Source organism: Serratia sp. CY29653 (genome assembly GCF_052169255.1).
GTDB lineage: Bacteria > Pseudomonadota > Gammaproteobacteria > Enterobacterales > Enterobacteriaceae > Serratia > Serratia sarumanii.
The window spans coordinates 558525-584843 of record NZ_JBJNLC010000001.1 but is presented as its reverse complement, the minus strand read 5'-3'; the positions used below and the strand labels follow the sequence as shown (position 1 = coordinate 584843).

The following is a 26319-nucleotide window of genomic DNA, read 5'->3' as shown; positions in this document are numbered from 1 at the left end:
AGATACACGTACTTTTTAATGTCTCTGCTGCTCGGAAGCCATGTAGTCCTTGCTGAAAACTCGCTTAATGCTTTATCGCAAGAGGCACTATATAAAAATTGGTTAACCAGCCGCTGCATTGTGAAATCCACTGACTCAGAAAGAACCAAACAAGACGCCTTCCGTTCCGCTTCCGCCTATTTAGAATTGAGTAAACTGCCGATGGATGCATTTGAACAAGGTGAAAAACTGGCTGAACAGTACGCAAATAAAAATAGCCAAGGCTCAGTTCAAGGGACTTACCATACTTTAGATTGTCTTTCACTGCAGAGCGCCAGTGAAGCTAACGTCATCTTTTCTCGCTACTCTAATCAGTAAATTAGTTATAAGAGGGTAGTTACCTTGAGATAATCAAGAAATCTAATTTCAATTCTCTAATCAACAAGCCTTCAATTAATAACAAAAGCATTTCGTAAAATTAAGACCACAACAAGCCTTAGTGAACGAGTTAAGAAACAACTTAACGGCTTGCCAAAATACCCGCCAATTTTGGCAAGCCACAGATCGAATCATTAATTATTGCACTACCTCCTAATCAGCAGGAATGCCTTATGCGATTTTCCATTGTAAAAAATAAAAGCGGCCAGGTTCCGCCGCAGAGCAGTTGCGATTTTCTGCCGCCGGGCGGCACCATCGGCCGCAGCGTGGACAACAACCTGGTGCTGCCGGACGAAGAGCGCGCTATTTCCCGTCTGCAGGCGATCGTGCATATTTCCGCTGACGGCGAATGCCGCATCACCAACCGCGGCAACGTTACCCGCGTGCTGCTGAACGACATTCCGCTGGAACGTGGCCGCCAGGTTGAACTGCAGGACGGCGACGTGCTCGGCATCGACGATTACCAGATTGAAGTCAGCGCGCTGCAACAGCACGCCGCGCCACAGGCTCAACCGGTGGCCAAGGCCGCCGCCGTTGCCGCTGCTGCGGCCCCTGCAGCCGCCGCCAAAGAAAAATCCGCCGCGCCAATCCCCAACGAAATCTGGGACAGCCTGGTGGAAGAATTCACGCCGAATGCGCCGGCCGCCGCCACAGTCACACCGCCGCCGGTCGCCAATCCAGGCAACCACCCGCTGCTGGATACCCCCGCTCGCGAGCTGAACCCAGCCGATCCGCTGGCTCAGCTGGCGGGCGATGTCGATCTGCGCCAGCTGCAGCAGCAGCAAACCGATCCGGCGGCGCTGTTCAACACCGACACCACCTTTGAGCGCGAACACATCCTGGCCGATACCACCCCCAGCGCGCTGCTGGCGGAGCAGGCTGCGCCGCCGCGCCCGGCGGCTCCCACCCAAAAAACGCAGCAACCGGAGCAAGAGCTGGATCCGCTGGCGCTGTTCGGCGGTTCATCCGCGCCCGCTTCGCCAGAAGCGTTGAACAGCAACGATCCGCTGGGGCTGCTAATGGGCGGCGCCGTGCCGCTGGCCCAGCCGGAAGAACCGGTACAGCCGCCCGCGCCGCCGATCGCCGCACAACCGCAAGCGCCGCGCCCACAGCCGACGCCACCGCCCGTGCAAATCCCCGAGCCGCAGCCCCAACCCGCGCCGCAGTTCAGCCAGCAGGAACCACCCGTGCAGCCGCCGCGCCCGCGCCAGGGCAACCGCCTGGGCATCGATCCGGTCGCCTACCAGTCCGCCCAGCGGCAACATGCCGCCGCGCCGAATGGCGACACATTGGAAGGGCCGTTGCTGGCGGCGCTGTTGCAAGGCATCGGCCTCGACGATCTGCAGCCGCAGCCGCACTTCGACGAACAACAGATCCGCCAGGCCGGCCGCCTGCTGAGCCTGTTCTCGCAAGGCACCGTCGCCCTGCTGTCATCCCGCTCTATCCTCAAGCGCGGCGTGAAGGCCGAAATGACCATGATCCTCGACGAAGCCAACAACCCGTTCAAGCTGCTGCCTTCGGGCAAAACGGTGCTGATGCAGATGTTCGGTAGCCAGATGCCGGGCTTTATGCCGCCGGAACAGGCGGTGCGCGACGCGCTGATCGACCTGCAGGCGCACCAGCTGGGGATGATCGCCGGTATTCGCGCCATCATCGCCGCCATGCTGCAGTCGTTCAACCCGGAGCGTCTCGAAGAGGAAGCGCGCAAGGAAGGCGTGGCGCCGCGCCTGTCGCTGCCCGCCAACCGCAAGGCTGCGCTGTGGGACTACTTCGTGAAGAACTATCAGCAAACCTCCGGCGAGATCGAGGACGATTTCCACACCCTGTTCGGCGAAGCCTTCCTGCACGCCTATGACGTTGAAGTGAATCAATACAAAGACTCACAGACCAAACCGGACGCGTAATGAATATCACCATAGCCTCTACTTCCAACCAGGGCGGCCGCGCCTCCAACCAGGATCAGACCGGCGAGGTGCTCGGCAACCGCGCCGCCTGCTTCGTGGTGTGCGACGGCATCGCCGGCTTTCCGGGCGGCGATATCGCCGCCAAACTGGCGCGCGACACCATTTTGCAAAACTTCGACGGCGAAAAGCACCTGAACGCCCAGAGCATTCGCCAGCACATTACGCGCGCCAACGCCGCCATCCACCAGCAGCAGCGGCAGTCGGACGAATACAGCAAGATGGGCACCACGCTGGTCAGCCTGTTTATCGATCGCGATTATCAGCTGGCCTACTGGGCGCACGCCGGCGACAGCCGCCTGTATCTCTTCCGCCGCGGCTACCTGCATGCCGTCACCACCGACCACAGCCTGATCCAACAGATGCAGGACGCCGGCTATCAGACCAACGGCATCAACAGCAACCTGCTGTATTTCGCGCTGGGGCTCAATGAAGAGCGCGACGCCACCTACAGCGACGTGCTGCAGCTGGAAGACGGCGACGTTTTCCTGCTGTGCACCGACGGCTTCTGGCACAGCTTCAGCCAGGCCGAACTGGAACAGTCGCTGCACATGGTCAACTCCCCCAGCGAGTGGATCGCCCTGATGCAGCAGGCATGGAAGAAAAACAATAACAGCGATAACTACAGCGCTATCGCCGTCTGGATTGGCTCACCGCAGGAAACCACCCTGCTGCATTCGCTGGCGGATGCGGAGCGGTTTCTGAGCCGCGACTGAGCAGCGCACATTCACAGCAAGGTTCACTATGAAATATTGGATGCCGGGGCTCGTCGCCCTGATGGCGGTGCCGACCGCGCAGGCGATGAACTATCGCCTGGTTTACTCCCCCAGCCAGAAGCTGGAAGTGTTTATCGATGACGTCAAAAACAGCAACCCGGCAAGCTGGTGCGGCAAAAGCATCCCGCTGCGCATCGTCTCGGCGCAAAGCCAGGATCCGGCGGTGCTGAACGACTTCCTGCCGCGCGTCGGCAATCTGCTGGAAAAGCAGTGCCCGAAAACCGGCCACCTGCCCTGGACACTGACCGACAAGCGCGGTGAGAAGCTGGCCAGCGGCGAGGCCGCCAAAGCGCGCGGCTGGAAACCGGTGGTCAAACAGGAGGCCGTCGAGCAGCCGCAGACCCCGCCGCAGCCGGCGATCCCTGCGGCGGTAGCCGTGACCTCTCCGCAAGCGGACACCGCGCCGGCTCAGCGTTTCAGCCTGCCGCAGGGCTGCCACTTCCGCACCTTCTGGCGTGACGAAGCCAACGGCGGCGCGCTGTTCATTCCCGCCGGCGACGCGCTGCGCTGCGGCGAGGACGGCTGGCTGCAGGGCAGCGGCGCGGTCACGCTGCAACAGGGCGGGCAAACCCTCTCGCCGACGCTGTGGTTCCTGCAAGGCTATCCGCTGGCGCAGATCAACGGCGGCGATCGCGCGCTGACCGTCGTCAGCGCCAACGCCCAGCGGCTGGTTCTGGGCGGCAACCCGCAGGCGCCGGGCAGCTTCCTGCTACTGAGCTTCGAACCGAAGCTGCACGCGTGGGCGTTCAACGGCGAAGCGATCGTTGAAATGCCGCGCGTCGACGCCGCAGACGAGAACAAGATCAAACAGCGCCTGCAGCAGGCGCAAACCGCCTGGCAACCGCTGCTGAGCGCCCCCGCTCCGCTGACCTTCAAGCTGGTGGAAAAGCTGGCCGCAGACCGGGTCGATCCCGCCAGCGGCAGCTACCTGTCGGTTAACGGCGCCACTCACTGATTATAAGGAAAGCCTGTGAAATCATTAGCAAGCATGCTGCAAGGCCAGTCGATCGGCGCGGCCATCACCGCCGTCGAAAACGATATCAAGGCGAAACCGGCGGATGCCGACCTGCGCGCCGCGCTGGTGCAACTGCTGTGCCTGAGCGGCAACTGGACGCGCGCCAACGCGCAGCTGAAATCCTGGCAGGCGCTGAAACCGATAGCTCAACCGACCACGCTGCTGCTGATGCAGTCGGTCAACGCCGAGCTGCAACGCCAGGCGGTGTTCGCCGGCACGGCCGCGCCGGCGCTGCTGCGACAGGATCAGCCCTGGCTGAAACTGATGGTGCAGGCGCTGCATCAGGATGCTCAAGGGGCGGCCGAACAGGCCCAGGCGCTGCGCGATGAAGCGCTGGAGGCCGCCCCGGCCGGCGCCGGGCGGTTAACGTTGGCCGAAGGCGACCAAGAACGGCAGCTGCGTTTCGACTGGCTGACCGACGGTGACGGCCGCCTCGGCCCGGTGTGCGAGCTGGCGCTGAACGGCGTTTACTACTGGCTGCCGTTCGCCGACATCGCCGCGATCCAGTTCCAGGCGCCGCAGAGCGCCATCGATCTGGTGTGGAGCCATGCGCTGGTGCGCCTGACCGACGGCCGCGAACAGGTGTGCCAACTGCCCGCCCGCTACCCGCTGGCCGAAGACAGCGACGACGCGCTGCTGCTGGGCAAACGCACCGAATGGCAACCGCTGGGCGACGGCACCCACTATGCGGGGCTGGGCTTGAAGACCTGGCTCAGCGAAAGCGACGAATTCCCGCTGCACAGCCTGCGGCAGCTGAGCTTCGACGCGAGCGCCTGACCATGAACGACAAGCGCCCACCCCACTACGACGGCGGCGATCTGCACCGCCAGGGCTATCGCTATCGTCAGGACAGCGAGCGCCTGACGTCGCGCGACAAAATGCAGCCGGTGCTGCTCGACATGCTGACCGACGACGAACCGCAGAAAAAACAGGAGACGCAGGTGCGCAACCTGGTGTCGCACAGCGAACTGCGCCGCCGGGTGCTGCGCGATCTGCAGTGGCTGTTCAACTGCGTCAACAGCGAATCCAATCTGGATCTCGGCGATTTTCCGCAGGTGCGGCGCTCCACCCTGAATTACGGCATCGCCTCGCTGGCGGGCAAGCGCATGTCAGACATCGAATGGCTCGACATTCAGCGCGCGCTGACCGAGTCCATTCTCCATTTCGAGCCGCGCATTTTGCCCGAGGGGCTGCAGGTGCGCTGCATCTCGGACACCGGCTCGTTGGAGCTGCACAACGTGTTGTCGATCGAAATCAAGGGCCGCCTGTGGTGCGTGCCCTATCCGCTGGAGTTTCTGTTCCGTACCGACGTGGATCTGGAAAACGGCCACTTCGATCTGAAAGACATAGGGTAAGGCGATGGACAGTAAACTTTTAGACTATTACAACCGCGAGCTGGCCTATCTGCGCGAGATGGGCGCCGAGTTCGCCGAACAGTACCCGAAGGTCGCGGGCCGTCTCGGCATGCGCGGCATCGACGTGGCGGATCCTTATATCGAGCGCCTGATGGAGGGCTTCGCCTTCCTCACCTCGCGCGTGCAGCTGAAAATGGACGCCGAGTTCCCGCGCTTTTCTCAGCGCTTGCTAGAGATCATCTACCCCAACTACCTGTCGCCGACGCCGTCGATGGCGATCGCCGAACTGCAGCCGGACAGCAGCAAAGGTGACATCAGCAACGGTTTCGTGGTGCCGCGCGGCACCATGATGGACAGCCAGACGCTGAAGAAAAGTGGCATCACCTGCAGCTACGCCACCGCCCATGACGTCACGCTGCAGCCGGTGCGCATCGCCGCCGTCGAGCTGGGCGGCATTCCGGCCGATATCCCGTTGGCCTCGCTGGGGCTGCAGCACAGCGGCTGCGTCAGCGCGCTGCGCATTCGTCTCGAGTGCTACGAAAGCGTGACGCTCAACAACCTGCAGCTGGATCAGCTGATGTTTTACCTGGCCGGGCCGGACATGCAGGCGCAGCAGCTGCTGGAACTGCTGATGCAGCACAGCGTCGGGCTTGTCTGCCAAACGGTGGAGCCGCAGCCGCAGCGGCGGGCGCTGGCGCTGGACGGGCTGCGGCAGGAGGGCTTCGCCGCCGATCAGGCGCTGCTGCCCAACGACCTGCGCAACTTCGAAGGCTACCGGCTGCTGCAGGAGTACTTCGCCTTCCCGGCGCGCTTCCAGTTCTTCAGCGTCAACGGCCTGCGCCCGCTGCTGCAGAGCGTGCGCGAAGGGAAAAAGGCGCTGCGCCAGTTCGAAATCGTGGTGCTGCTGGATCGGCACGACGCCGCGCTGGAGCGGGTGGTCGACGCCGCCCATTTGGCGCTGCACTGCACGCCGGTGATCAACCTGTTTCCGAAGGTCGCCGAACGCATCGCGATCAACGAAAAAAACCACGAATACCATCTGGTGGTCGACAATATCCGGCCGCTGGATTACGAAGTGTTCTCGGTGCAGCGGCTCGGCGGCAGCGCCAGCGAAAAACGCTACGAGCAAGAGTTTCGGCCGTTTTACAGCACCCTGAGCGCGGACGACGGCAACTATGGCGCCTACTTCTCGCTGCGGCGCGAACAGCGCACGCTGTCGGAGCACGCCCGCCGCTACGGCACCCGCACCGGCTATGCCGGTTCGGAAGTGTTCGTGTCGCTGGTGGACGAGCGGCAATCGCCGTGGCACAGCGATCTGAAATACCTCACCGCCGACGTGCTGTGCACCAGCCGCGACCTGCCGTTGATGTTGCTGCAACAGGATCAGGGCAACTTCGTGATGCCCGATTCGATCCCGATCAAGCAGGTCTCGCTGCGCAAAGGCCCCACCCCGCCGCGCCCGGCGCTGGCCGAAGACATGATCACCTGGCGGCTGATCAGCCAGCTGCAGCTGAACTACCTCAGCATGATGGACGGCGATCCGGAACAGGGCGCCGCCAGCCTGCGCCAGCTGCTGGGGCTGTACGGCAACCTGAGCGAGCCGGCGATCGCCAAACAGATCCAGGGCGTGCGCCATTGCAACCTGCGGCCGGTTTATCGGCGAGTGCCGGAGCCGGGCCCCATCGTGTTCGCGCGCGGCATCGCCATCGATCTGACGGTCGATGAGCAGGCGTTCTCCGGCAACAGCCCTTATCTGCTCGGCAGCGTGCTGGAGCGCCTGTTCTCACGCCTGGTGGCGATGAACACCTTCACCGAGATGACGCTCTCCAGCCAGCAGCGCGGCGAAATCGCCCACTGGCAGGCGCGCATGGGCAAAAGGACGCTGATATGAGCGCGGAGATGATTGACACCGAACTGGCGCCGCCGCAGATCAACGCGCTGTATCGCCTGCCGGACGACTTCTGGCCGCGGCTGCGCAGCGCGCCTTACAAGCACGATCTGTTTCAGCTGCTGCGCCGCATCGATGCCCAGGGCGGCCAGCCTTACCTGCTGGGGCGCGCGCCGCTGCCGCGCCACGAGATGCTGCGCCTGGGCCAGGAGCCGTCGCTGTCGTTCGCGCCCTCCACGCTGGCGCAGGTGGCGCCGCGCGCCAACAGCCCGCTGCACGATGTCTCGATCTTCAGCTTCGGCCTGTTCGGCCCCAACGGGCCGCTGCCGCTGCACCTGACCGAATACGTGCGCGAACGGGTGTACCACCACCAGGACACCAGCCTGCTGGCGTTCACCAACCTGTTCCATCACCGGCTGACGCTGCTGTTTTACCGCGCCTGGGCCGACGCGCAGCCGACGGTGTCGCTGGATCGCCCGGACAACCGGCGCTTCGACGAGTACCTGTCGAGCCTAATCGGCATCGGCCAGCCGGCGCAGCAGGAACGCGACAGCATCAACGCCCACGCCAAACATTTTATGGCCGGTCATCTGATTCGCCACAGCCGCGATCCGGAAGGCCTGAGCAAGATTTTGCAGCAGTATTTCAAGGTGCCGGTGCGCATCGTCGAAAACGTGCCGCACTGGCTGCGGGTGGAACCGCGCGAGCAAGCTCGGCTCAAGGCTGGGCGCGGCGCGCCGCGGCTCGGCGAGTCGGCCTTTCTCGGCATCGCGGTGCGCGATATTCAGCACAAATTCCGCATCGAGCTGGGGCCGATGCCGCAGCAAGACTATGACCGCTTCCTGCCCGGCGCCGACCTGTGCCGGCAGCTGCGCGACTGGGTGCGCCAATATCTGGGCATCGAGTTCGTTTGGGAAGTGCGCCTGATCCTGGCGAAGGAACAGGCGCACGGCATCCAGCTCGGCGGCGCGCAGCGACTGGGCCTGAGCAGCTGGCTGGCCGACGATCGGCGGCAACGCGATCTCGACGATCTGATCTTCAGCCCTGAACCGCTGGAAAATCCGTTCTGACCCTATTTCGGCCGGCGCCCTGCGGCGCCAGGCCACTCTGAGACCTGAGGAAAACCATGTCTGAAATCAGCCGCTCGGTATTATTTGGCAAACTGGATAGCCTGTTATTCACCTCTCTGGAAAGTGCGACGGCGTTTTGCAAGCTGCGCGGTAACCCCTACGTCGAACTGGCGCACTGGCTGCATCAGCTGATGCAATCGCCGGACGGCGATCTGCAGCAGATCGTCCGCCACTTCGCGCTGGACGAGGCGCAGCTGGCGCGCGATATCGTCGAGGCGCTCGATCGCCTGCCCCGCGGCGCCAGCGCCATTTCCGATCTGTCCGAGCACATCGACAGCGCGGTAGAACGCGCCTGGGTCTATGGCTCATTGAAATTCGGCGCGGCGCGCATCCGCGGCGGCCACCTGCTGCTCGGCATCCTGAAAACCTACAGCCTGCGCCATCTGCTGAAGGCCATTTCCCCGCAGTTCGAGCGCATCAACGCCGATCTGTTGATGGAGCAGTTCGCCGCCATCACCGCTCACTCGGCGGAAAACGCCCAAGATGCGGCGGCGGAAAGCGGCGCCGAGAACGTATCCGGCGCGGCGCGCAGCGGTGAAAGCGTGCTGGCGCAGTATGCCCAGGATCTGACCGCCAGAGCGCGCAACGGCGAGATCGATCCGGTGGCCGGGCGCGATGAGGAGATCCGGCAAATCATCGATATCCTGATGCGCCGCCGCCAGAACAACCCGCTGCTGACCGGCGAGGCCGGCGTCGGGAAAACCGCGGTGGTGGAAGGCCTGGCGCTGCGCATCGTGGCCGGCGACGTGCCGCCGCAGCTGCGCGACGTGAAACTGTGCCTGCTGGACATCGGCATGCTGCAGGCCGGCGCCGGTGTCAAAGGCGAGTTTGAAAAACGGCTGCAGGCGGTGATCGACGAAGTGCAGTCCAGCCCGACGCCGATCATCCTGTTTATCGACGAAATTCACACCCTGATCGGCGCCGGCGGCGCCCAGGGCACCGGCGACGCCGCAAACCTGCTGAAACCGGCGCTGGCGCGCGGCCAGCTGCGCACCCTCGGCGCCACCACCTGGTCAGAATACAAGAAATACATCGAGAAGGATCCGGCGCTCACCCGCCGTTTCCAGGTGGTGCAGGTGCATGAACCGAGCGAAGACAAAGCGCTGCTGATGCTGCGCAGCACCGTCAGCCCGCTGGAGCAACACCACCGCGTGCTGCTGCTGGATGAAGCGGTGGACGCCGCGGTGCGGCTTTCGCATCGCTATATTCCTGCCCGCCAGTTGCCGGACAAGGCGGTGGCGCTGCTGGATACCGCCTGCGCGCGCGTGGCGGTCAGCCAGCACGCCGAGCCTGCTCAGGTCGAAGACTGCCGCCACCGCATCGATGCGCTGCAGATAGAGTTGGATATCGCCCGCCGCGAGGCCAAGGTCGGCATCGGCGATCCCCTGCGCCCGCAGGAGATTGAAGCCCAGCTGACCGCGCTGCGCCAGGAATTGGAACAGCTGACCGACCGCTGGCAGCAGGAGCTGGCGCTGATCCAAGAGATCATCACACTGCGCGCACAGCTACACCAACAGGAAGCGGAGCCTGCCGACGAAGAGACGCAGGCTGGCCCTGACGCCGACGCGCTGCGAGCCCAGTTGGGCGAACTGCAGCAGCAGTTGAGCGCGCTGCAGGGCGAAGCGCCGCTGATCTTCGCCGCCGTCGACGCCAACATCGTGGCGGCGGTAGTGGCCGACTGGACCGGCATCCCGCTGGGCCGCATGGTGAAAAACGAGATTGAGGCGGTGCTGCAACTCTCCGACACCCTGAACCAGCGCGTGATCGGCCAACGCCATGCGCTGGATCTGATCGCCCGCCGGGTGCGCACTTCGCGGGCGCGGCTGGACGATCCGAACAAGCCGGTCGGGGTGTTCCTGCTGGCCGGGCCGTCCGGCGTCGGCAAGACCGAAACCGCACTAGCGCTGGCGGAAACCCTGTACGGCGGCGAGCAGAACGTCATCACCATCAACATGAGCGAATTCCAGGAGTCGCACACCGTTTCGACGCTGAAAGGCGCGCCCCCGGGCTATGTCGGCTACGGCGAAGGCGGCGTGCTGACCGAGGCGGTGCGCCGCCGCCCTTACAGCGTGGTGCTGCTGGACGAAATCGAGAAGGCGCACCCGGACGTGCATGAAATCTTCTTCCAGGTGTTCGACAAGGGCTGGATGGAGGACGGCGAAGGCCGCCATATCGATTTCCGCAACACCATCATCATCCTGACCTCCAACGTCGGCACCGATCTGATCGCCGGACTGTGCAGCGATCCGGAGCTGCTGCCGGAGCCAGAGGCGCTGAGCGGCGCGCTGCGCCAGCCGCTGCTGTCGGTGTTCCCGGCCGCCTTGCTCGGCCGCCTGCTGGTGGTGCCGTATTACCCGCTGACCGACGCTACGCTGGGCAACATCGTGCGCCTGCAGCTGGGCCGCATCCAGCGTCGCCTGGCGGAGAATCACGGCATCGTCTGCACCTTCGACGACGCGGTCATCGAGCAGATCGTCAGCCGCTGCACCGAGGTGGAGTCCGGCGGCCGCATGGTCGACGCCATCCTGACCAACACCCTACTGCCGCAGATCAGCCACACCCTGCTGACCGGCAGCGCCAACGACCAGCGCTATCGCCAGCTGCATATCGCGCTGCAGAACAACGAATTCATTTGTCAATTTCAGGCATAACGCCGCGGCCGCCGAGGCGGCGGCCCTTTGAACACAGAGAGTCATCACTATGTCGGGAACCGGGATAACCAAACCGAATTCGAACAGCCTGCCGAGCGGCTATCGATTCAACGAATTCGAGATCCAGGAAGCGATCGGCGAAGGCGGCTTCGGCATCGTCTACCGCGCCTACGATCACCAACTGGAACGCACCATCGCCATCAAGGAATACATGCCGACCTCGCTGGCGAAACGCAACGACGATCTCAGCATCGGGCTGCGCGGCGAGCGCTTCGGCAAAACCTTCCAGGCCGGGCTGAACAGCTTTATTCAGGAGGCGCGCCTGCTGGCGCGCTTCTCGCACCCCGGCCTGCTGCACGTGCTGCGCTTCTGGGAAGAGAACGGCACCGCCTACATGGGCACCCAGTTTTACAGCGGTACCACGCTGAAGAACCTGCAGGCGCAGCAGCCGGAGAAAATCGACGAGGCGTGGATCCGGCGGCTGCTGCCGCCACTGTTCAGCGCCATCAACACCATCCATCAGGAAGGCTACCTGCACCGCGACATCTCACTGGATAACATCCAAATCCAGGAGAGCCAGCTGCCGGTACTGCTGGACTTCGGGTCGGCGCGCAAAGAGATCGGCAACCTGTCGGACGAAACGGAAATCATGCTGAAACCGGGTTTCGCGCCGATCGAGCAGTACACCGAGAACAGCGACGGCGAACAGGGGCCCTGGACCGATATTTATGCACTGGGCGCCGTGCTGCACACGCTGATCGTCGGTTCGCCGCCGCCGGTCAGCGTGGTGCGCAGCATCGAAGACAGCTACCAGCCGCTGACCGAGCGCCGCCCCGCCGGCTACTCGCCGGAGCTGCTGCGCACCGTCGATCGCGCGCTGGCGCTGAAGCCGGAAGACCGCCCGCAGACCATCGACGAAATGGCCGAGCTGTTGCACCTGCCGATCGCCGATGAAAACGAAATCATCAGCACCCCGGCCGCCGCGCCAGAGAACTTGTTGGTCGCCGCCAACCCGGCCGCCGCTGCGGCCGCCGCCGGCGCCGTTACCGCGCGCGGCACCCAATTCTCGCGCCCGATAATGGCCGGCGCCGGCGTCGCGGCGCTGCTGGTGATCGGCGCCGTCGCCTGGCTGAGCGGCGGCAAGGACGACGCCCAGGCCGTCGCCCAAAACACCGTAGCGTCACCGGCGCAGAAAACCCTGACGGAGCAGCCGAGCGCGCCGCAAACCGCGCAGCCTGCAGCGACAGAACCTGAAAAAGCGGCGCCGCCACCGCAGCCGGTGGCGCTGGTGTACTTCAAACTGCAGCCGGGTGAGCAGGTCAGCCTCGACGGCAAGCCGCAGCAGGTCACTGCGGGCGAAAACGGCTTCGCCAGCCTGAACCTGGCGCCGGGCCGTTATCAGTTGGAGATCCGCCACAACGATCGGCTGCGCCGCCAACAGCTCAGCATCGACACCGCCGGTACCTGGCTGGTCAATCCGGCCACCGCCGGTTAATCCCGTTCTGAAACTCCGCCGCGGCGGGGTTTTCCCTATTTCATGAGACTGACGAGCAACTGCCCCCTCATTGGCCGCGCGGCAAGGCCGCTGCAACGCCGGAGTATGCAGGGCATGACGTCAATCACAGAGGACGTTCTCATGTTGGATCGCATTATTGCGCACACGCCGCTGGGCCAGGAGCAACTGCTGTTCCGCTCGCTAGACGGCATCGAAGCGCTTTCCACTCCTTTCGACTTCTCTATTGAATTGCTGAGCACCGACGCGCGGCTCGATCGCAAAGCGCTGCTCGGCCAACCGCTGACGCTGGAGATCCCGACCCAGGGCTTTCTCAGCGCCCCGCGCTACCTGAACGGCAAGATCACCGCCATCGCCGTCAGCAGCGAAGAGATCGGCGGCACGCGCTACGCGGTGTATAACCTGCACGTGCAGCCGGATCTGTGGCCGATGACCAAAGACCGCAACTTCCGCATCTTCCAGGAACAGACGGTTCCGCAGATCGTCAAGACCCTGCTGGCGGAGCACAACGTGCAGTTGGAAGATCAGCTGACCGGCGACTATCGCCTGTGGGGCTACTGCGTGCAGTACAACGAAAGCAGCTTCAACTTCATCAGCCGCCTGATGGAGCTGGAGGGCATCTATTACTATTTCAAACACGAGATGGGCAAACACACGCTGGTGCTCGGGGATGCGCCCCACCACCACCAGCCCTATCCCGGCTACGAGATGATCCCCTACCACCTGACGCCGTCCGGCGGCAGCACCAGCGAGGAAGGCATCAGCCAGTGGACGTTGTCCGATCGCGTCACGCCGGGCATCTACAGCCTGGACGACTACGATTTTCGCAAACCGAACGCCTGGCTGTTCCAGGCGCGGCAAAACCCGGTCTCACCCACGCCGGGGCAGATCGACGTTTACGACTGGCCGGGCCGCTACACCGAGCATCAGCAGGGCGAGTTCTACGCCCGCGTGCGCCAGGAGGCCTGGCAGGCCGAACATCAGCAGATCCGAGGCACCGCCACCGCCATGGGCATCGCCCCCGGCAGTACTTTCACGCTGTATAACGCCCCGCATGCCGACGACAATCGCGAATATCTGACGCTGCAGGCCAGCTACCATCTGAAAGAGAATCGCTACGCCAGCGGCGACGATCAGAGCAGCGAACACCGCATCGACTTCATCGTCCTGCCGGCGGACGTGCCCTGGCACCCGCCGCAGCAGGCCAGCTGGCCGAAAACCCACGGACCGCAGACCGCCCGGGTGGTCGGCCCGGCCGGCGAATCGATTTGGACCGACAAATACGGCCGCATCAAGGTGAAGTTCCACTGGGATCGCTTCGGGCCGAAAGACGACGGTAGCTCCTGCTGGGTGCGCGTCTCCAGCGCCTGGGCCGGCCAGGGCTACGGCGGCGTGCAGATCCCGCGCGTGAACGACGAAGTGGTGGTGGACTTTATCAACGGCGATCCGGATCGGCCGATCGTCACCGGGCGCGTCTATAACGAAGCCAGCATGCCGCCGTGGGCGCTGCCGGCCGCCGCCACCCAGATGGGCTTTATGAGCCGCACCAAGGACGGCACCGCCGACAACGCCAACGCCCTGCGTTTCGAAGACAAGGCCGGCGCCGAGCAGGTGTGGATCCAGGCGGAGCGCAACATGGACACCCAGGTGAAAAACGATGAGAGCCACACCATCGCTAACGACCACACCCACCTGGTGGGCGGCAACCAGATCAAACGGGTGGTGCTCAATCAGGCCAGCGGCGTCAAAGGCGAGGCCTCGGCGCTGACCGGCAAAACGCGCAGCGACGCCGTGGTCAACGCCTTTACCCTCGGCTCCGGCGAATCGCTGCGGCTGGAGTGCGGCGAAAGCGTGATCGAGCTGCTGGCGAACGGCCAAATCAACATCACCGGCACCAGCTTCAATATCACGGTGAAAGAGGACGGGGAGATCAATACCGGCGGCCAGCTGGATCTCAACCAGCCCGGCGGCGCCGCGCGCACCGCCGCGCCGGGCGGCGGCCATCAGGCGGCGATCCAGAGCGCCGTCGATCAGCTGTTCCCTAAAGAGTAGCCAAGTGGCACGCAGGGAAAGCCGGTTAACGCCGGCTTTCGGGCGGCGGCGCCGGCAAAACCGGCTGCCGCTGTAACCCCTTTTGGCAAGGAGATGAATGCGCTGGCGGCAAGGTCACCGACGTTTAGCCAAAACAACGGGCTGAAGCTGTCCCGTTCATCGCTTCAGCCTTCCTTATCATCAACGCCCCCTCACCACTTCTTCACCGTCTGGTAAATATCGAGGTCGAAATAGCCGTCGGCTTCGCAGTCGTTGAGATAGTGCTCATAGCTTACCCCCTCAACCGGCTGATAGCCGCTGGCCGGCAACAGCTTCTGGTAGAACTCGCCCCACACCCGCTCGAAGTCGCCATCGCTGATGCGCACGTGGTAGACCGCGTACTGCCCGGCGGGCAGCGTCTGCACGGTAACGCCCTCGCTCTCCGCCGGCAGCGCGAAATCGTCCGCCACGCTCATCACCACGTCGGCACGCAGCTTTTCCGGCGCCACTTCCGCCGGATCGTCCCAATACAGCACCAGCCATTTGCCGAACGGCACGCCGTGGCGCTGCCGCCATGCCAGCAGTTGCTGCGAGCCCTGTGGAATCGTCTGCGGATACGGCCCCACGACTCTCACCCCCACCACCTTCTCCGCCGCCTTATCGATAATCCTCACGCTCATCGCCCTTCCCCCCCACATTGTCTCAGGCGCCGATTTCGGTACGTACGTCCAGCAGCTCGGGGAAAAAGGTCAGATCCAACGCCTTTTTCAGGAAGCTGACGCCGCTGGAACCGCCGGTGCCCGACTTAAAGCCGATAATCCGCTCCACCGTTTTCATATGACGGAAGCGCCACAGATGGAAGCTCTCTTCGATATCCACCAGCTTCTCCGCCATTTCATAAGCTTCCCAGTAGGTTTGCGGGTTGTCGTAGATCACTTTGAACGCCGGCAGCAGATCCGGGTTGCGCTGGTAGGGCTGCGTCCAGTCGCGCTCGAGGCACTCCTGCGGGATCGGCAAGCCGTGGCGCGCCAGGTACAGCAAGTATTCGTCGTACAGGCTTGGTGCTTCGAGGATCGCCTTCAACGCGGCGTGTTTTTCCGCGTCGCTGCTGAACACCGCCAGCATCGCCGCATTCTTGTTGCCGAGCAGGAACTCGATCGAGCGATATTGGTGCGACTGGAAGCCCGACGAGCTGCCCAGCACGTCGCGAAACTCGACGTACTCCGACGGCGTCAGCGTTTCCAACACCGCCCACTGTTCGAACAACAGCCGCTGGATCTGTTTGACGCGCGCCAGGATTTTGAAACAGTGGCTGAGTTTGTCCTGCTGCACCAGCCGCAGCGCCGCCTGCAGCTCGTGCAGCATCAACTTCATCCACAGCTCGGAGGTTTGGTGCTGTATCACGAACAGCATTTCATCATGATGCGGCGGGTTGGAGAGCGGGTGCTGGCAGTCCAGCAGTTGGTCCAGGCACAGGTAGTCGCCATAGCTCATGCGTTTGGAAAAATCGGTGACAATCGCGCTTTCTAATTCCCGTTTGTTCATCTGTGATCTCCGTTGCGCCCAGCGCCCCATCGGCCTGGAACGTGCCGCAAAGAGAAAACAATAGTACAGAACCCGCCGCCCCGAAGGGCGATAAACGAGAGGTGCTTCGCAGATCTCACTCATCTGCGCCGCCCCTCTCGCCCCGCTTTACCCTATCAGCCCAAACAGGTCGTTGAGCGACTCGCTCATGGTCGGATGGGTGAACAGCTGATCGCGCAGCCGGGTATAGGGCAGCCCGGCGTCCATCGCCGTTTTGACGATGTTGATCATCTCATGAGCATCGCGGCACAGCAGCGCCACGCCGAGGATCTGGCCGGTCTGCGCATCGACCACCGCCTTCAGCAGGCCGCGCGTGTCGCCCAGCACGCGGGCGCGCGGGATCGCCGCCGCCGGCAGCGTGGCGACCTTAATGTCGCGCCCCTGCTGCCGGGCCTGATCTTCGCTGAGGCCGATACGCGAGAAGCTGGGGGTGATGAACACCGAGTAAGGCACCGCGCCGCGATCGGCCGTGCTGCGTTTACCCGCGCCGAACAGGCTGTCGCGCACAATGCGGAAATCGTCCAACGAGATATAGGTAAACTGCGGCCCGCCGTTGACGTCCCCCAGCGCCCAAATATGCGGCACGCTGCTGCGCAGCTGCGCGTCCACCCGTACGGCGCCGCGCTCATCCGTCTCAACGCCGGCGCGCGCCAGCTGCAAACCTGCGGTGTTCGGCGCGCGCCCGGCCACCACCAGCAGCGCATCGAACGACTGCACGCCGCCCTGATGCACTACCTCAACGCCCCCTTCCACATCGCGCACCTGCTTCACGCCGGCGTTAAACGTGAAGCTGACCCCGGCGTCGCTCAGGATTTGCTGTATCGCCTGCGCCATATCGCGGTCTTCCCGGCCGAGCAACGCATCCGCCTCTTCGAATACCGTCACAGCGCTGCCGAACTGCGCGAACATCGAAGCGAACTCCAGCCCGATATAACCGCCGCCAATAATGCCCAACCGCGCGGGCCGCTGCGTCAACTGCAGCAGGCCGGTGCTGTCGTAACTCCGCTGCGAGCGATCCAACCCGTCGATCGCCGGCCAGCGGCTGACGGCCCCGGTGTTGATGAAGATGCGCTCGCCGCTCAGCACCTGCGTTCCCGCCACGCCCTGCACGCTGATGCGATGCGGATCGATAAACTCCGCTCGTCCGTCGATCACCGAGACCTGTTCAAGCCCCGCCAGGTTTTGATAGTTTTTCTCCCGCAGCAGGCCGGTCACCTGCCGCTTGCGCGTCATCGCCTGGCTGAACGCCTGTTCGCCCGGCCCATGAAGCTCGGCATCGTGCACCAGCGTTTTGGTCGGGATGCAGCCGATGTTGATGCAGGTGCCGCCATACATCTGCGCCGACGCCTCCACCATCGCCACGCGCCATCCCTGCCCGGCCAGAAAGGCCGCCAGCGTTTTGCCGGCCTTGCCAAAACCGATGATAATCGCCTGATAATCGTACATTGTGTCGCCTCGTCTCGTGATGTTCATCGCCGGTCAATCAGCGTATTGCGGCCTCAACTAGCCGCTCCAGCGGCCTCAGCGCCGCGATCTGTCGTTCGTCGGCCCCGGCGCTCCGCTTCAGACTTTCCGCCGGGTGGTAGCTGACCTGCGTTTTGCCCCGTTCGTCTTGCGCAATCAGCACCCTGAACGGCAGATCCAGCGCCAACGCCGGCCGCGCCAGCATCAGCGGCGTGCCCGCCAGCGGGTTGCCCAGCACCAGCACCGTGGTGGGCGGCATCGTCAGATGATGCTCACGCGCCGCTTTCGCGTGATCGAACTCGGCGAACAGCGTCACGCCCTTCTGCTCGGCCGTGCTGATAATGCGCTGACGCGTTTGCTGATAAGCGTAGGCGCTCTCTACCGTTCGGGTTTCTTGCCCCATCGTCCCCTCCGCCACGGCAGAACAGGCCAGCATCATCAGGCTGCCGGCCACGGCCCGGTTCATGACGCTCATGCGACCTTCCCCCGCCACTGTTTCTCGAGCAAACTGCGCGCCGAATCCGCCATGATCATCACCGCGCCCGCCAACATCAGGGTGTCCTTCAGCACCAGACGCCCGGCGCCGGAGAGATAAGGGAAACCGTGATGCGCATCGCCCAGCGCGGGCACCCAGGCCTCCGGGGTGGTGATCAAAAAGGTCAGCGTCACCAGCGGCGTGCAAAAGGAGAGTATGCCGCCCAATAGCCCCAGCCATTTGGAGAACGGGTTGGCCAGCACCAGCAGCGCGATCGCCACCTCCACCACGCCCAGGCCGTTGGAGAAGCCATAGGTATTGTTGGCCTGCTGCCAGGCGCGGGCGGCGAGGTTCAGTTCGCCTTCGTGCGTCAGGTGAGCCTGATAGTCCTGCGGCATGTCATAGAAAAACGACATCAGCGGGCTGTTGGCGACGAACGGCGTGATGCTGTCCGCTTCGTAAGGGATGAATTTGAGCAGGCCAATCCATAAGAAAACGATGGCGATGCTGAGGCGAATCAGCGTTAATCCCAGCTTGTCGCCCTTGCTCAGAAAGAATAGTATTTTCATTACCGGCTCCATGTCATTGATAACTCATGCATCGCAGCGGCGCCCTCCGCATCGCTGCACTATCGAACCGATCTTAGTGCTTCGCATTACGCCGGCCCATTGCCGAAACAATCAGCTTCTTAGCCAGGAGTCTCAAAATGGATCCGCTCAGCCAACTGTTGATGCTTAACGACATGCGCGGTTATGTGGCGCGCGATTGCCATTTCAGCGGCGAGTGGCGCTCGCCGCATGCCGCCGGGGAGTGGAGCCAGATCCGCTGGCACATGGTGCTGGCGGGCAGCTGTCGGCTGGAGATCCCCGGCGGCCGGCCGGTGCCGCTGGAGCAAGGCAGCCTGTTGTTCTTGCCGCACAACTCCGCCCACCGCCTGCTGCCGGAGAGGGCCGACAGCGCCACGCACCTGCTGTGCGGCGTGCAAATCTTGCCGCACAGCGCGTCGCCGCTGCTGGCGAGCCTGCCGGAATGTTTGCTGTTCAACAGCCGCCAACAGGGGCGGCTGGCGCTGCTGCAGGCGACCGGCCAGCTGCTGAGCGATGAGTTCAGCCAACAGGGCCAGGGGCACAACGCCATTGTCAGCCAGACCATGGCGCTGCTGTTCGCGCTGGCGATCCGCGCCTGGCTGGCCCAGCCAAATCAGAGCGGCAATCTGGTCGCCGCGTTGCTGCATCCGCAGTTGGGCAACGTGGTTGAACAGATGCTGCGCCGCCCGCAACATCCCTGGACGCTGGTTGAACTGAGCAAACAGGCCCATATGTCGCGCGCCAACTTCGCCCGCGTCTTTCGTCAGGTCACGCAGCAAACGCCGCTGCAGGCCCTTACCGCCATCCGCATGCAGCTGGCGGCCCGGCTGCTGGCGCGCCAGGCGTTGCCGCTGAGCCGTATCGCCGAACAGGCCGGCTATTCGTCGGAGGTGGCGCTGCACAAAGCCTTCACCCGCCACTTCGGCCTGACGCCGGGAAAATTCCGCCAGCAGGCCGCCGCTGCGCCGCCGGACGCTTGCCCGATCCCGGCGTAACCTCCCACCCCGCCTTACTGTTTAGTAAACAACTCGGCCGCCGCCTGACAACTCTCACAAATGCGCGATCCCATGCGGGTTTCGCCCCGGTTGCGGCTTGCCTGCGCCTGTCTTCCCTTATAGATTGCAGGCTAACGGCAGGCAGCAAGGTATCGGCAAATGGCAAATATTCGAGATGTCGCGCGGTTGGCCGGCGTGTCCATCAGCAGCGTGTCGAACCTGCTGAATAACCGCAGCCACCAGATGAGCGCGCAGACCCGTGAGCGCATCGAACAAGCGATGGCGACCCTGGGGTATCGGCCGGCCCGAACGGCGGCGGCACCCGCGCCGCAGGCCAAGATCATCGGCCTGCTGCTGCCGTCGATCGTCAACCCGAGCTTTTCGGCGCTGGCACATGCGGTCGACGGCGCGGCGCGGGCTTATCGCTACCGCGTCCTGCTCGGCAACGCCTACCGCCAAGAACAGGAAGAGGCCGCGTTTATCGACGATATGTTCCTGCATGGTGTGCGCGGCATCATCGTGGCGGCGAGCGACATTCGCCAGACCCATTTTGTTCGGGCGGCCGAGAGAGGCATGAAGATTGTCAGCTACGACAGCCCGTTCGCCGAGCCGATGGCCACCGATACCCGGCTGTTCGACAGCGTGTCGATGGACAATATCGCCGCCGGGCGCCTGGCCGCGCAGCACCTGCTCGAACGCGGCTGCCGACACATTGTGTTCGCCACCGAAGCGACGCTGACCGTCGGGCGCAGCCACAAGATCGACGGTTTTCTAAGTGCGCTGGGGCACAGCCTGAGCGAACGCCAACGGGTGATCGAAGGCAAAGCCAACAGCGCCTACGGCGACACGGAAATGTTCGAATTAGGGCTGACGCTGGCGCCGCGCGTGCTCGCGCTGACGCCGCGCCCGGACGGCATCGTGGCGATTAACGATGCGCTGGGCATCGGGCTGATGGTGGGGCTGCGCGCCGCCGGCGTCCAGGTGCCCGCAGACATCTCGGTGATCGGCATCGACAATATCGCGCTGGCCGGCCTGGCCGAACCGGGGCTGACGTCCGTCAGGCCGCCGCTGGCGGAGATGGCGCAGCTGATGGTCGAGCGCCTGATCGGCCGCATCAACGATGATGCGCAACCGCCCGGCGAGTTTCTCTTCCCGCCGACGGTCATCAGCCGGCGCTCGGTCAAAGCCGCCGGCTAACTGAAATAACAGCGTTTTCCCCAGGCGATGCGCCGCGGCATCGTCCGGATCGGTGTCAGCCAAAAACAAAGGAAAAGGCCGTCGGGCTTAAGGGATGCCCGCGTCTCAATGAATCAGCGTCGTGCCGTTATTTAACGTTCAGCTCAGGGTAATGAGCCGGGCCTCTATTATTCCGATTAACCACATTGGAAATATCAAAATGAAAATAAGCAAGCCGCAGGATATTGAACGCAGCGCTATCAGGAAATTGACGCTGCATATTGTCCCCCTCATGATTTTATTGTATTTCCTGGCGTTTCTCGATCGCAATAACATGGCCTACGCCGCCAAAGCGCTGGAAGATAACCTGGGCCTGACCGCCTCGGCCTTCGGCTTCGCCTCCGGGATTTTCTTTATCGGCTATTTCCTGTTTGAAATACCCAGCAACGCCGGCACCATTAAATTCGGCCCGCGCATCTGGTTCGCCAGAATATTAATTTCCTGGGGCATCTTCGCGACCCTGCTCGGCTTTGTGCGCACGCCGCTGGAGCTGTATATCTGCCGTTTTATGCTGGGCGTATGCGAAGCCGGATTCTTTCCCTCGGTGGTGTATTACTTTACGGTGTTCTTCCCGGAAAAATACCGCACCAAAATTCTCGGCATGTTCATCATCGTCCAGCCGCTGTCCAACGCCGTCGGCTCGCCGATTTCCGGCTTTATTCTCAATATTCAGCATGACTGGTTCGGGTTCGCTCCCTGGCAGCTGCTGTTTATCCTCGAAGGGTTGCCGCCGATCGTCATCGGCCTGCTGATCCCGTTCCTGATCAAGAACTCGCCCAAGGACGTCGGCTATCTGAACGTGGAGGAAAAGGCCTGGCTGATGAGCAACGCCGGCCGCTCCAAATCCGGCTCTAAAATCACGCCGGGCGACTTCCTGAAAGGGATGAAAAACAAAAAATACCTGCTTTACGCGCTGCTCAACTTCGGCATGGTGTGCGGCATTTACGGCTTCGGCACCTGGCTGCCGTCGATCATTACCGCCCTCTCCGGCAGCGATATCTTCCGCGTCAGCCTGCTGGCGCTCATTCCCTACGGCCTGGCCGCGCTGCTGGTGTACCCGTGGAGCCTGTGGGCCAGCAAAACCAAAAAGCTCGGCGTATTCGCCGGCCTCAGCATGGTGGTCGCCGCTATCGGCCTGATGGGGGCGGTGACATTTTTTAAATACGATCCGCTCGTCGCGCTGTCGTTCCTGTGCATCGCCGCCATCGGCATCTACACCGCCGTGCCGCCGTTTTTATCCATGCCCGCCAATATTTCCACCGGCGCGGCCGCGGCAGCCGGGCTGGCGGTGGTCAGCTGCATCGGCAATATCGGCGGCTTCGTCGCGCCTTATGCGGTGGGCGTGTTGAACGATCTGACCGGCAGCAGCGCGCCGGGGCTGTTTTTCCTGGCCTCGTGCCTGTTGGCCACCGGGTTGATCTGCATTTTCTACTGCGCGAAACAGCGTGAAGGCGTCATCAATACTTAACGAACCAATAAGGAGTCAATCATGGGCGATCTTGCGGGCAAAAAGGTGTTTATCACCGGGGCGGAACAGGGCATCGGCCGCGCCACCGCAGAGCGGCTGATCAAGGCCGGTTGCGACATCTATTTTCACTATCACAGCGACGAAAGCGGCCCCAAAGCGCTGGTGGCGCTGGCCCATTCATTGGGGCAAAAGGCCGCTTACGGCTACGCCGATCTCATCGATAGCGACGAAACGCTGCGCTGCGTTTCGGCCGGCACCGAGTTTCTCGGCGGCATCGACATTCTGGTCAATAACGTCGGCGGCATCGTCGGGCGGAAATGGCTGGGCGAGATCGACCGCGCCTTCTGGCAAACCGTGATCGACGTGAACATGACCACCATGCTGAACGTGACACAAAGCGCGCTGCCGTTCCTGAAGGCGGCAAACGGCGCCAGCATCGTCAACCTGGCGTCGCAGGCCGGCCGCGCCGGCGGGCACTCTGGCTCGCTGGTCTATTCCGCCACCAAGGGCGCGGTGCTCACCTGGACGCGCTCGCTGGCGGCAGAGCTGGGCGAATACGGCATCCGGGTGAACGCGGTGGCGCCCGGCCTGATCCTCGGCACCCGCTTCCATAATCGCCACACCACCCAGGCATCGGCGGAGGAAACCGTTCGCGCCATCCCGCTGGGCCGTGCAGGCACGCCGGACGACGTGGCGCGCGCCATCGCCTTCCTGGCGGCAGAGTACGACGGCTTCATCTCCGGCGCCACCCTCGACATCAACGGCGGCATCTACCGCATGTAATTCAGCCGCGGGCGGCACGGCTGCCGCCCCCTATTCAGGTATCGCCTTATGATTAAATCCTCCATCACCCACCCGCCGCTGCTCGCCGCGCTGGCGCAATGCGGGCATAAAACCCAGGTACTGATCGCCGACGGCAACTACGCCTGCGTGACGCACGCGCCGAAAGACGCCACCGTGGTCTATCTGAACCTGGCGCCCGGCACGCTCGCCGCCCCGCCGATCCTGGAAAAGCTGCTGGCCTGCATCAACGTGGAAAGCGCCGCGCTGATGGCCTGCCCGCCGGACTTCACCAACACCATCGAAGCCGAATATCGGCAGCTGCTGCCGGCGCAGTGCCCGGTCGAACACCTGCCGCGCGAGGCGTTTTACGCCGCGGTCAAATCGGATCGGACGCTGCTGGTGATCGCCTCCGGCGAGCAGCGCCGCTTCGCCAACCTGCTGCTGACGGTGGCGCCGGGGGTGTGAGAAAGGGACATGTCGATAGGATAAAAAGAGGGGGCTCCCCCCCTCTTGCGGTTACAGATCCACAATCAGTTTTTCCAGTTCTCCTGCAAGAGCCGCATCGATATAGCTGGTAGCCCAACCAAACAGATAAGCGAATGCAAAAATGCCCACCGTCGACGACACCAGCGTCGGCGCGAAAAACGCGGCGATAGCGGAGAGCGTGTAGCCTGCCCCGATGGACAACCCGAGTGCCTCAAGCTGATTACGGAACGCTTTCCAACTGCCGGTAGAGACACCCTCGATCGCGGCGTTTGTCAGGTCCGCCCCTTTAATCGCCCAATCCACGCCGGTAAACGCCTTGCCCAATACCCGCGCATTGCGGGCATACTGTTCCGCATCGATCTTTTTCAACCAGGCGACAATCGCCGCTTTATCCTGCGCCTTGAGCTTTTTGTTCAAGCCCTTCGTTAATTGCTCGTAGGTTTTTTCCGCATCCTGCACATTGCGGATATATCTGCCTTGAATTCCTGCCTCCAAATCCTTGGCGAGCTTGGCGTATTTCGCGCCGAGCTTTTCCGCGATATCTTTATTGATGCCGGCGGCCAGGCTGACGCCATCCTTGATCGCTTTTAATTCCGCATTTTGATATTCGACGAACTCCTTAACGATATTTTTTACCGAGCCTGGAGATTTCACCGGCTTACCGTTGGCATATTTCACCTCCATGCCATTCAGGTTATCCCCTCTCACCACGGCGATAAACGCGGGCCGGTTCTTATTGGCCTTATAGTAGAGACTGTAGGTCGCCATTCCGGCTTGCTTTTCCACCTTCAAATGATGAAAGCCGAAATAACTCCCGGTCGTGCGGGTCGTCGAGAACTCACCGCTTTTGCCGTTACCATGCCAGCCGTTGACGGGCCGATCGCGGTGTGAGTCTGTCACGAAACTGCCTAACGAGGAGGCGCCGATCTGCCCGGCGTTCAGGCCATTATTACCACCTTTACCCGGGGTTGAGGTCTTGCGCGCATGGCCGGTTTCGATATCCCCGATCGCCACCATTCCTCCCTTGGCGTTGACTCCCATCACCAGTCCACCCAGGCCAATGTGCTTAGCCTGATCGGCCGTCAGACCGGTGGCAGAAAGGCTCAGCGTGCCAGACGGGCTGACGCTTCCAATACGCAATTGTGCATCCGGGTTGATTCTGCGCGCCGCCTTGATCACCGCCGCCAGCTTCATGCGCAACGCCGGATCGTTTTGGATCGCCGCTATCTGTTGCTGTTCCGGGCTGTTGCCAACACTGGCGCCGCCGCGATCGCCGGAATGGCCCTTATCACCGCCCCCAGGTTCTGGGCCCGTACCACGTTCAGAACTCCAGTTAGTTCCATCCCCTTTACCGCCATAATTAAATCCAGGCATATGCTTAATCCTTATTTCTTTATTATCAACATGCCGAGAAATACGCACGACGTAATTCTCGGCAAACCAATTTTTAACTGCCCGTCCGTTATAGAAATTCACAGCAACAAGAACAATGCATGGTGGCTGTGTAGCAGATTAAACAAAGAGAAACGGCGTTAACGGTAGAAATATGACGACCGAAAAACTTGATAGTCATAAATAGAAGGCGCTTACAGGAGGGGGGATATGCTGCGGCTTCCGATCCCGATTCAGATAACAGCCGCACACGAAGTTGGCCCAAAAGTACCGAATGTGGTCACCTGCCCTACTCTTGCACGATGAGCGGATGGCAAATAATGGCTCCCGAACTTATCGTTAACAGGAGAGTGCAAATGAAAGCTTTGGTTCATGCCACCTTGCTGGCCGCCATGATGGGCGCCGCTTCCTTCAATGCATTGGCTCAGGAGACCGAAAACGTGAATAGTAAAACCATCAGGGCCATGTCGGGCGCCCCCGCCACCACTGCCCTGGCCGCCGCCAAAACGGCGCTGATCGTGGTGGATATCCAGAATGAATATTACGCAGGCAGCGGCTTTCGCGGCAAAATGGTGATCCCGGATGGCCAGAAAGTGTTGGATAACAGTAAAAAGCTGGTTGAGTTCGCCCGCAAAAACGGCATGCCGGTCTATTTCGTGCGGCATCTGGGGCCGGCCAACGGCCCGCTGTTTGCCGAAGGCTCGGTCTACGCCGAATTCCATCAGGCGCTGCAACCCGCTAAAGGGGATGCGGTGATCACCAAAGCGACGCCGAGCGCGTTCGTCGGCACCGATCTGGATGCGCAGCTGAAGAAGCAGGGCATCAAAACGCTGATTGTGGCCGGTTTGATGACGCACATGTGCATCTCTTCTACCGCACGCGACGCGGTGCCGCTCGGCTATGATGTGTTGATCCCGCAAGACACGACGGCGACGCGCGATCTGGACGACGGCACGGGTGGCGTGGTCGATCACCGCGTGTTGCAGCGGGCGGCGCTGGCCGCGGTGGCGGACGTGTTCGCGGAAATCAAAACTACCGAGGGCATCCTGGCGCTGCCGGTGACCAAATAAGGTTCAGCGCGCCGCTCCCCGGCGGCGCGCACTGCAAGAGGC

General features: G+C 62.6%; 23 protein-coding genes. 17 read left to right on the top strand and 6 right to left on the bottom strand.

Annotated elements, in window-relative coordinates:
- The first annotated feature begins 18 nt into the window (after positions 1–18).
- From ACJ8HN_RS02735 to ACJ8HN_RS02685, 11 genes are all read left to right on the top strand, one after another.
- Positions 19–357 (top strand): T6SS amidase immunity protein Tai4 family protein, encoded by a 339-nt coding sequence (locus ACJ8HN_RS02735; RefSeq protein WP_442523016.1) that lies wholly within the window; start codon positions 19–21, stop codon positions 355–357.
- Positions 358–590: 233 nt separating this feature from the next.
- Positions 591–2321, top strand: a complete 1731-nt coding sequence (tagH, locus tag ACJ8HN_RS02730; protein ID WP_033653615.1) for a type VI secretion system-associated FHA domain protein TagH — start codon at positions 591–593, stop codon at positions 2319–2321.
- On the top strand, positions 2321–3094 hold the full coding sequence (locus ACJ8HN_RS02725; protein ID WP_015378289.1) for a PP2C family protein-serine/threonine phosphatase: 774 nt from the start codon (positions 2321–2323) through the stop codon (positions 3092–3094). The genes tagH and ACJ8HN_RS02725 overlap by 1 nt, the downstream gene beginning before the upstream one ends.
- Positions 3095–3122: 28 nt before the next feature.
- Complete coding sequence (locus ACJ8HN_RS02720) at positions 3123–4109, top strand: hypothetical protein (RefSeq protein WP_039565453.1); 987 nt, start codon at positions 3123–3125, stop codon at positions 4107–4109.
- A 15-nt stretch (positions 4110–4124) separates the two neighbouring features.
- Positions 4125–4946 carry a type VI secretion system accessory protein TagJ gene (locus ACJ8HN_RS02715; protein WP_265093611.1) on the top strand — a complete coding sequence of 274 codons (822 nt, stop codon included), beginning with the start codon at positions 4125–4127 and terminating at the stop codon, positions 4944–4946.
- A 2-nt stretch (positions 4947–4948) separates the two neighbouring features.
- Positions 4949–5524, top strand: coding sequence for a type VI secretion system baseplate subunit TssE (locus ACJ8HN_RS02710; protein ID WP_033635032.1), 576 nt, complete (start codon positions 4949–4951; stop codon positions 5522–5524).
- A gap of 4 nt (positions 5525–5528) precedes the next feature.
- Complete coding sequence (tssF, locus tag ACJ8HN_RS02705; RefSeq protein WP_442523015.1) at positions 5529–7415, top strand: type VI secretion system baseplate subunit TssF; 1887 nt, start codon at positions 5529–5531, stop codon at positions 7413–7415.
- Complete coding sequence (gene tssG, locus ACJ8HN_RS02700; RefSeq protein ID WP_193146365.1) at positions 7412–8482, top strand: type VI secretion system baseplate subunit TssG; 1071 nt, start codon at positions 7412–7414, stop codon at positions 8480–8482. The genes tssF and tssG overlap by 4 nt, the downstream gene beginning before the upstream one ends.
- Before the next feature lie 56 nt (positions 8483–8538).
- Positions 8539–11193 (top strand): type VI secretion system ATPase TssH, encoded by a 2655-nt coding sequence (gene tssH, locus ACJ8HN_RS02695; protein ID WP_442523014.1) that lies wholly within the window; start codon positions 8539–8541, stop codon positions 11191–11193.
- Between the two features lie 49 nt (positions 11194–11242).
- The gene (locus ACJ8HN_RS02690; RefSeq protein ID WP_442523013.1) at positions 11243–12688 is read left to right on the top strand and encodes a serine/threonine protein kinase; all 1446 of its coding nucleotides are present in this window, start codon (positions 11243–11245) and stop codon (positions 12686–12688) included.
- A gap of 141 nt (positions 12689–12829) precedes the next feature.
- Complete coding sequence (locus ACJ8HN_RS02685) at positions 12830–14758, top strand: type VI secretion system Vgr family protein (protein ID WP_442523012.1); 1929 nt, start codon at positions 12830–12832, stop codon at positions 14756–14758.
- 191 nt (positions 14759–14949) lie between these two features.
- On the opposite strand, the gene sbmC is transcribed toward ACJ8HN_RS02685, so the two are convergent.
- From sbmC to rclC, 5 genes are all read right to left on the bottom strand, one after another.
- Complete coding sequence (sbmC, locus tag ACJ8HN_RS02680; RefSeq protein WP_033647817.1) at positions 14950–15417, bottom strand: DNA gyrase inhibitor SbmC; 468 nt, start codon at positions 15415–15417, stop codon at positions 14950–14952.
- Positions 15418–15439: 22 nt separating this feature from the next.
- The gene (gene kynA, locus ACJ8HN_RS02675) at positions 15440–16282 is read right to left on the bottom strand and encodes a tryptophan 2,3-dioxygenase (protein ID WP_033635042.1); all 843 of its coding nucleotides are present in this window, start codon (positions 16280–16282) and stop codon (positions 15440–15442) included.
- 147 nt (positions 16283–16429) lie between these two features.
- Complete coding sequence (gene rclA / locus ACJ8HN_RS02670; protein WP_442523011.1) at positions 16430–17767, bottom strand: reactive chlorine resistance oxidoreductase RclA; 1338 nt, start codon at positions 17765–17767, stop codon at positions 16430–16432.
- A gap of 37 nt (positions 17768–17804) precedes the next feature.
- Positions 17805–18221 (bottom strand): DUF302 domain-containing protein, encoded by a 417-nt coding sequence (locus ACJ8HN_RS02665; RefSeq protein ID WP_049211955.1) that lies wholly within the window; start codon positions 18219–18221, stop codon positions 17805–17807.
- A 35-nt stretch (positions 18222–18256) separates the two neighbouring features.
- Positions 18257–18829: a reactive chlorine resistance membrane protein RclC gene (rclC, locus tag ACJ8HN_RS02660; protein ID WP_086556934.1), complete on the bottom strand. Its 573-nt coding sequence runs from the start codon at positions 18827–18829 to the stop codon at positions 18257–18259.
- A 137-nt stretch (positions 18830–18966) separates the two neighbouring features.
- Between rclC and ACJ8HN_RS02655 the strand changes: the two genes are divergently transcribed.
- The 5 genes from ACJ8HN_RS02655 to ACJ8HN_RS02635 all read left to right on the top strand — a co-directional run bounded on the left by ACJ8HN_RS02655 (position 18967) and on the right by ACJ8HN_RS02635 (position 23794).
- On the top strand, positions 18967–19842 hold the full coding sequence (locus ACJ8HN_RS02655) for a cupin domain-containing protein (protein WP_128884796.1): 876 nt from the start codon (positions 18967–18969) through the stop codon (positions 19840–19842).
- Between the two features lie 159 nt (positions 19843–20001).
- Positions 20002–21039 (top strand): LacI family DNA-binding transcriptional regulator, encoded by a 1038-nt coding sequence (locus ACJ8HN_RS02650; protein WP_164134328.1) that lies wholly within the window; start codon positions 20002–20004, stop codon positions 21037–21039.
- Between the two features lie 271 nt (positions 21040–21310).
- The gene (locus ACJ8HN_RS02645; RefSeq protein ID WP_442523540.1) at positions 21311–22546 is read left to right on the top strand and encodes an MFS transporter; all 1236 of its coding nucleotides are present in this window, start codon (positions 21311–21313) and stop codon (positions 22544–22546) included.
- A gap of 21 nt (positions 22547–22567) precedes the next feature.
- Positions 22568–23329, top strand: coding sequence for an SDR family NAD(P)-dependent oxidoreductase (locus tag ACJ8HN_RS02640; protein ID WP_442523010.1), 762 nt, complete (start codon positions 22568–22570; stop codon positions 23327–23329).
- A 48-nt stretch (positions 23330–23377) separates the two neighbouring features.
- The gene (locus ACJ8HN_RS02635) at positions 23378–23794 is read left to right on the top strand and encodes an RbsD/FucU domain-containing protein (protein WP_442523009.1); all 417 of its coding nucleotides are present in this window, start codon (positions 23378–23380) and stop codon (positions 23792–23794) included.
- A 51-nt stretch (positions 23795–23845) separates the two neighbouring features.
- Here ACJ8HN_RS02635 and ACJ8HN_RS02630 read toward each other — a convergent pair whose 3' ends face one another.
- On the bottom strand, positions 23846–25189 hold the full coding sequence (locus ACJ8HN_RS02630) for a colicin-like pore-forming protein (RefSeq protein WP_442523008.1): 1344 nt from the start codon (positions 25187–25189) through the stop codon (positions 23846–23848).
- A gap of 374 nt (positions 25190–25563) precedes the next feature.
- On the opposite strand from ACJ8HN_RS02630, the gene ACJ8HN_RS02625 reads away from it, so the two are divergent.
- Positions 25564–26277 carry a cysteine hydrolase family protein gene (locus tag ACJ8HN_RS02625; protein ID WP_442523007.1) on the top strand — a complete coding sequence of 238 codons (714 nt, stop codon included), beginning with the start codon at positions 25564–25566 and terminating at the stop codon, positions 26275–26277.
- The last annotated feature ends 42 nt before the right edge of the window (positions 26278–26319 follow it).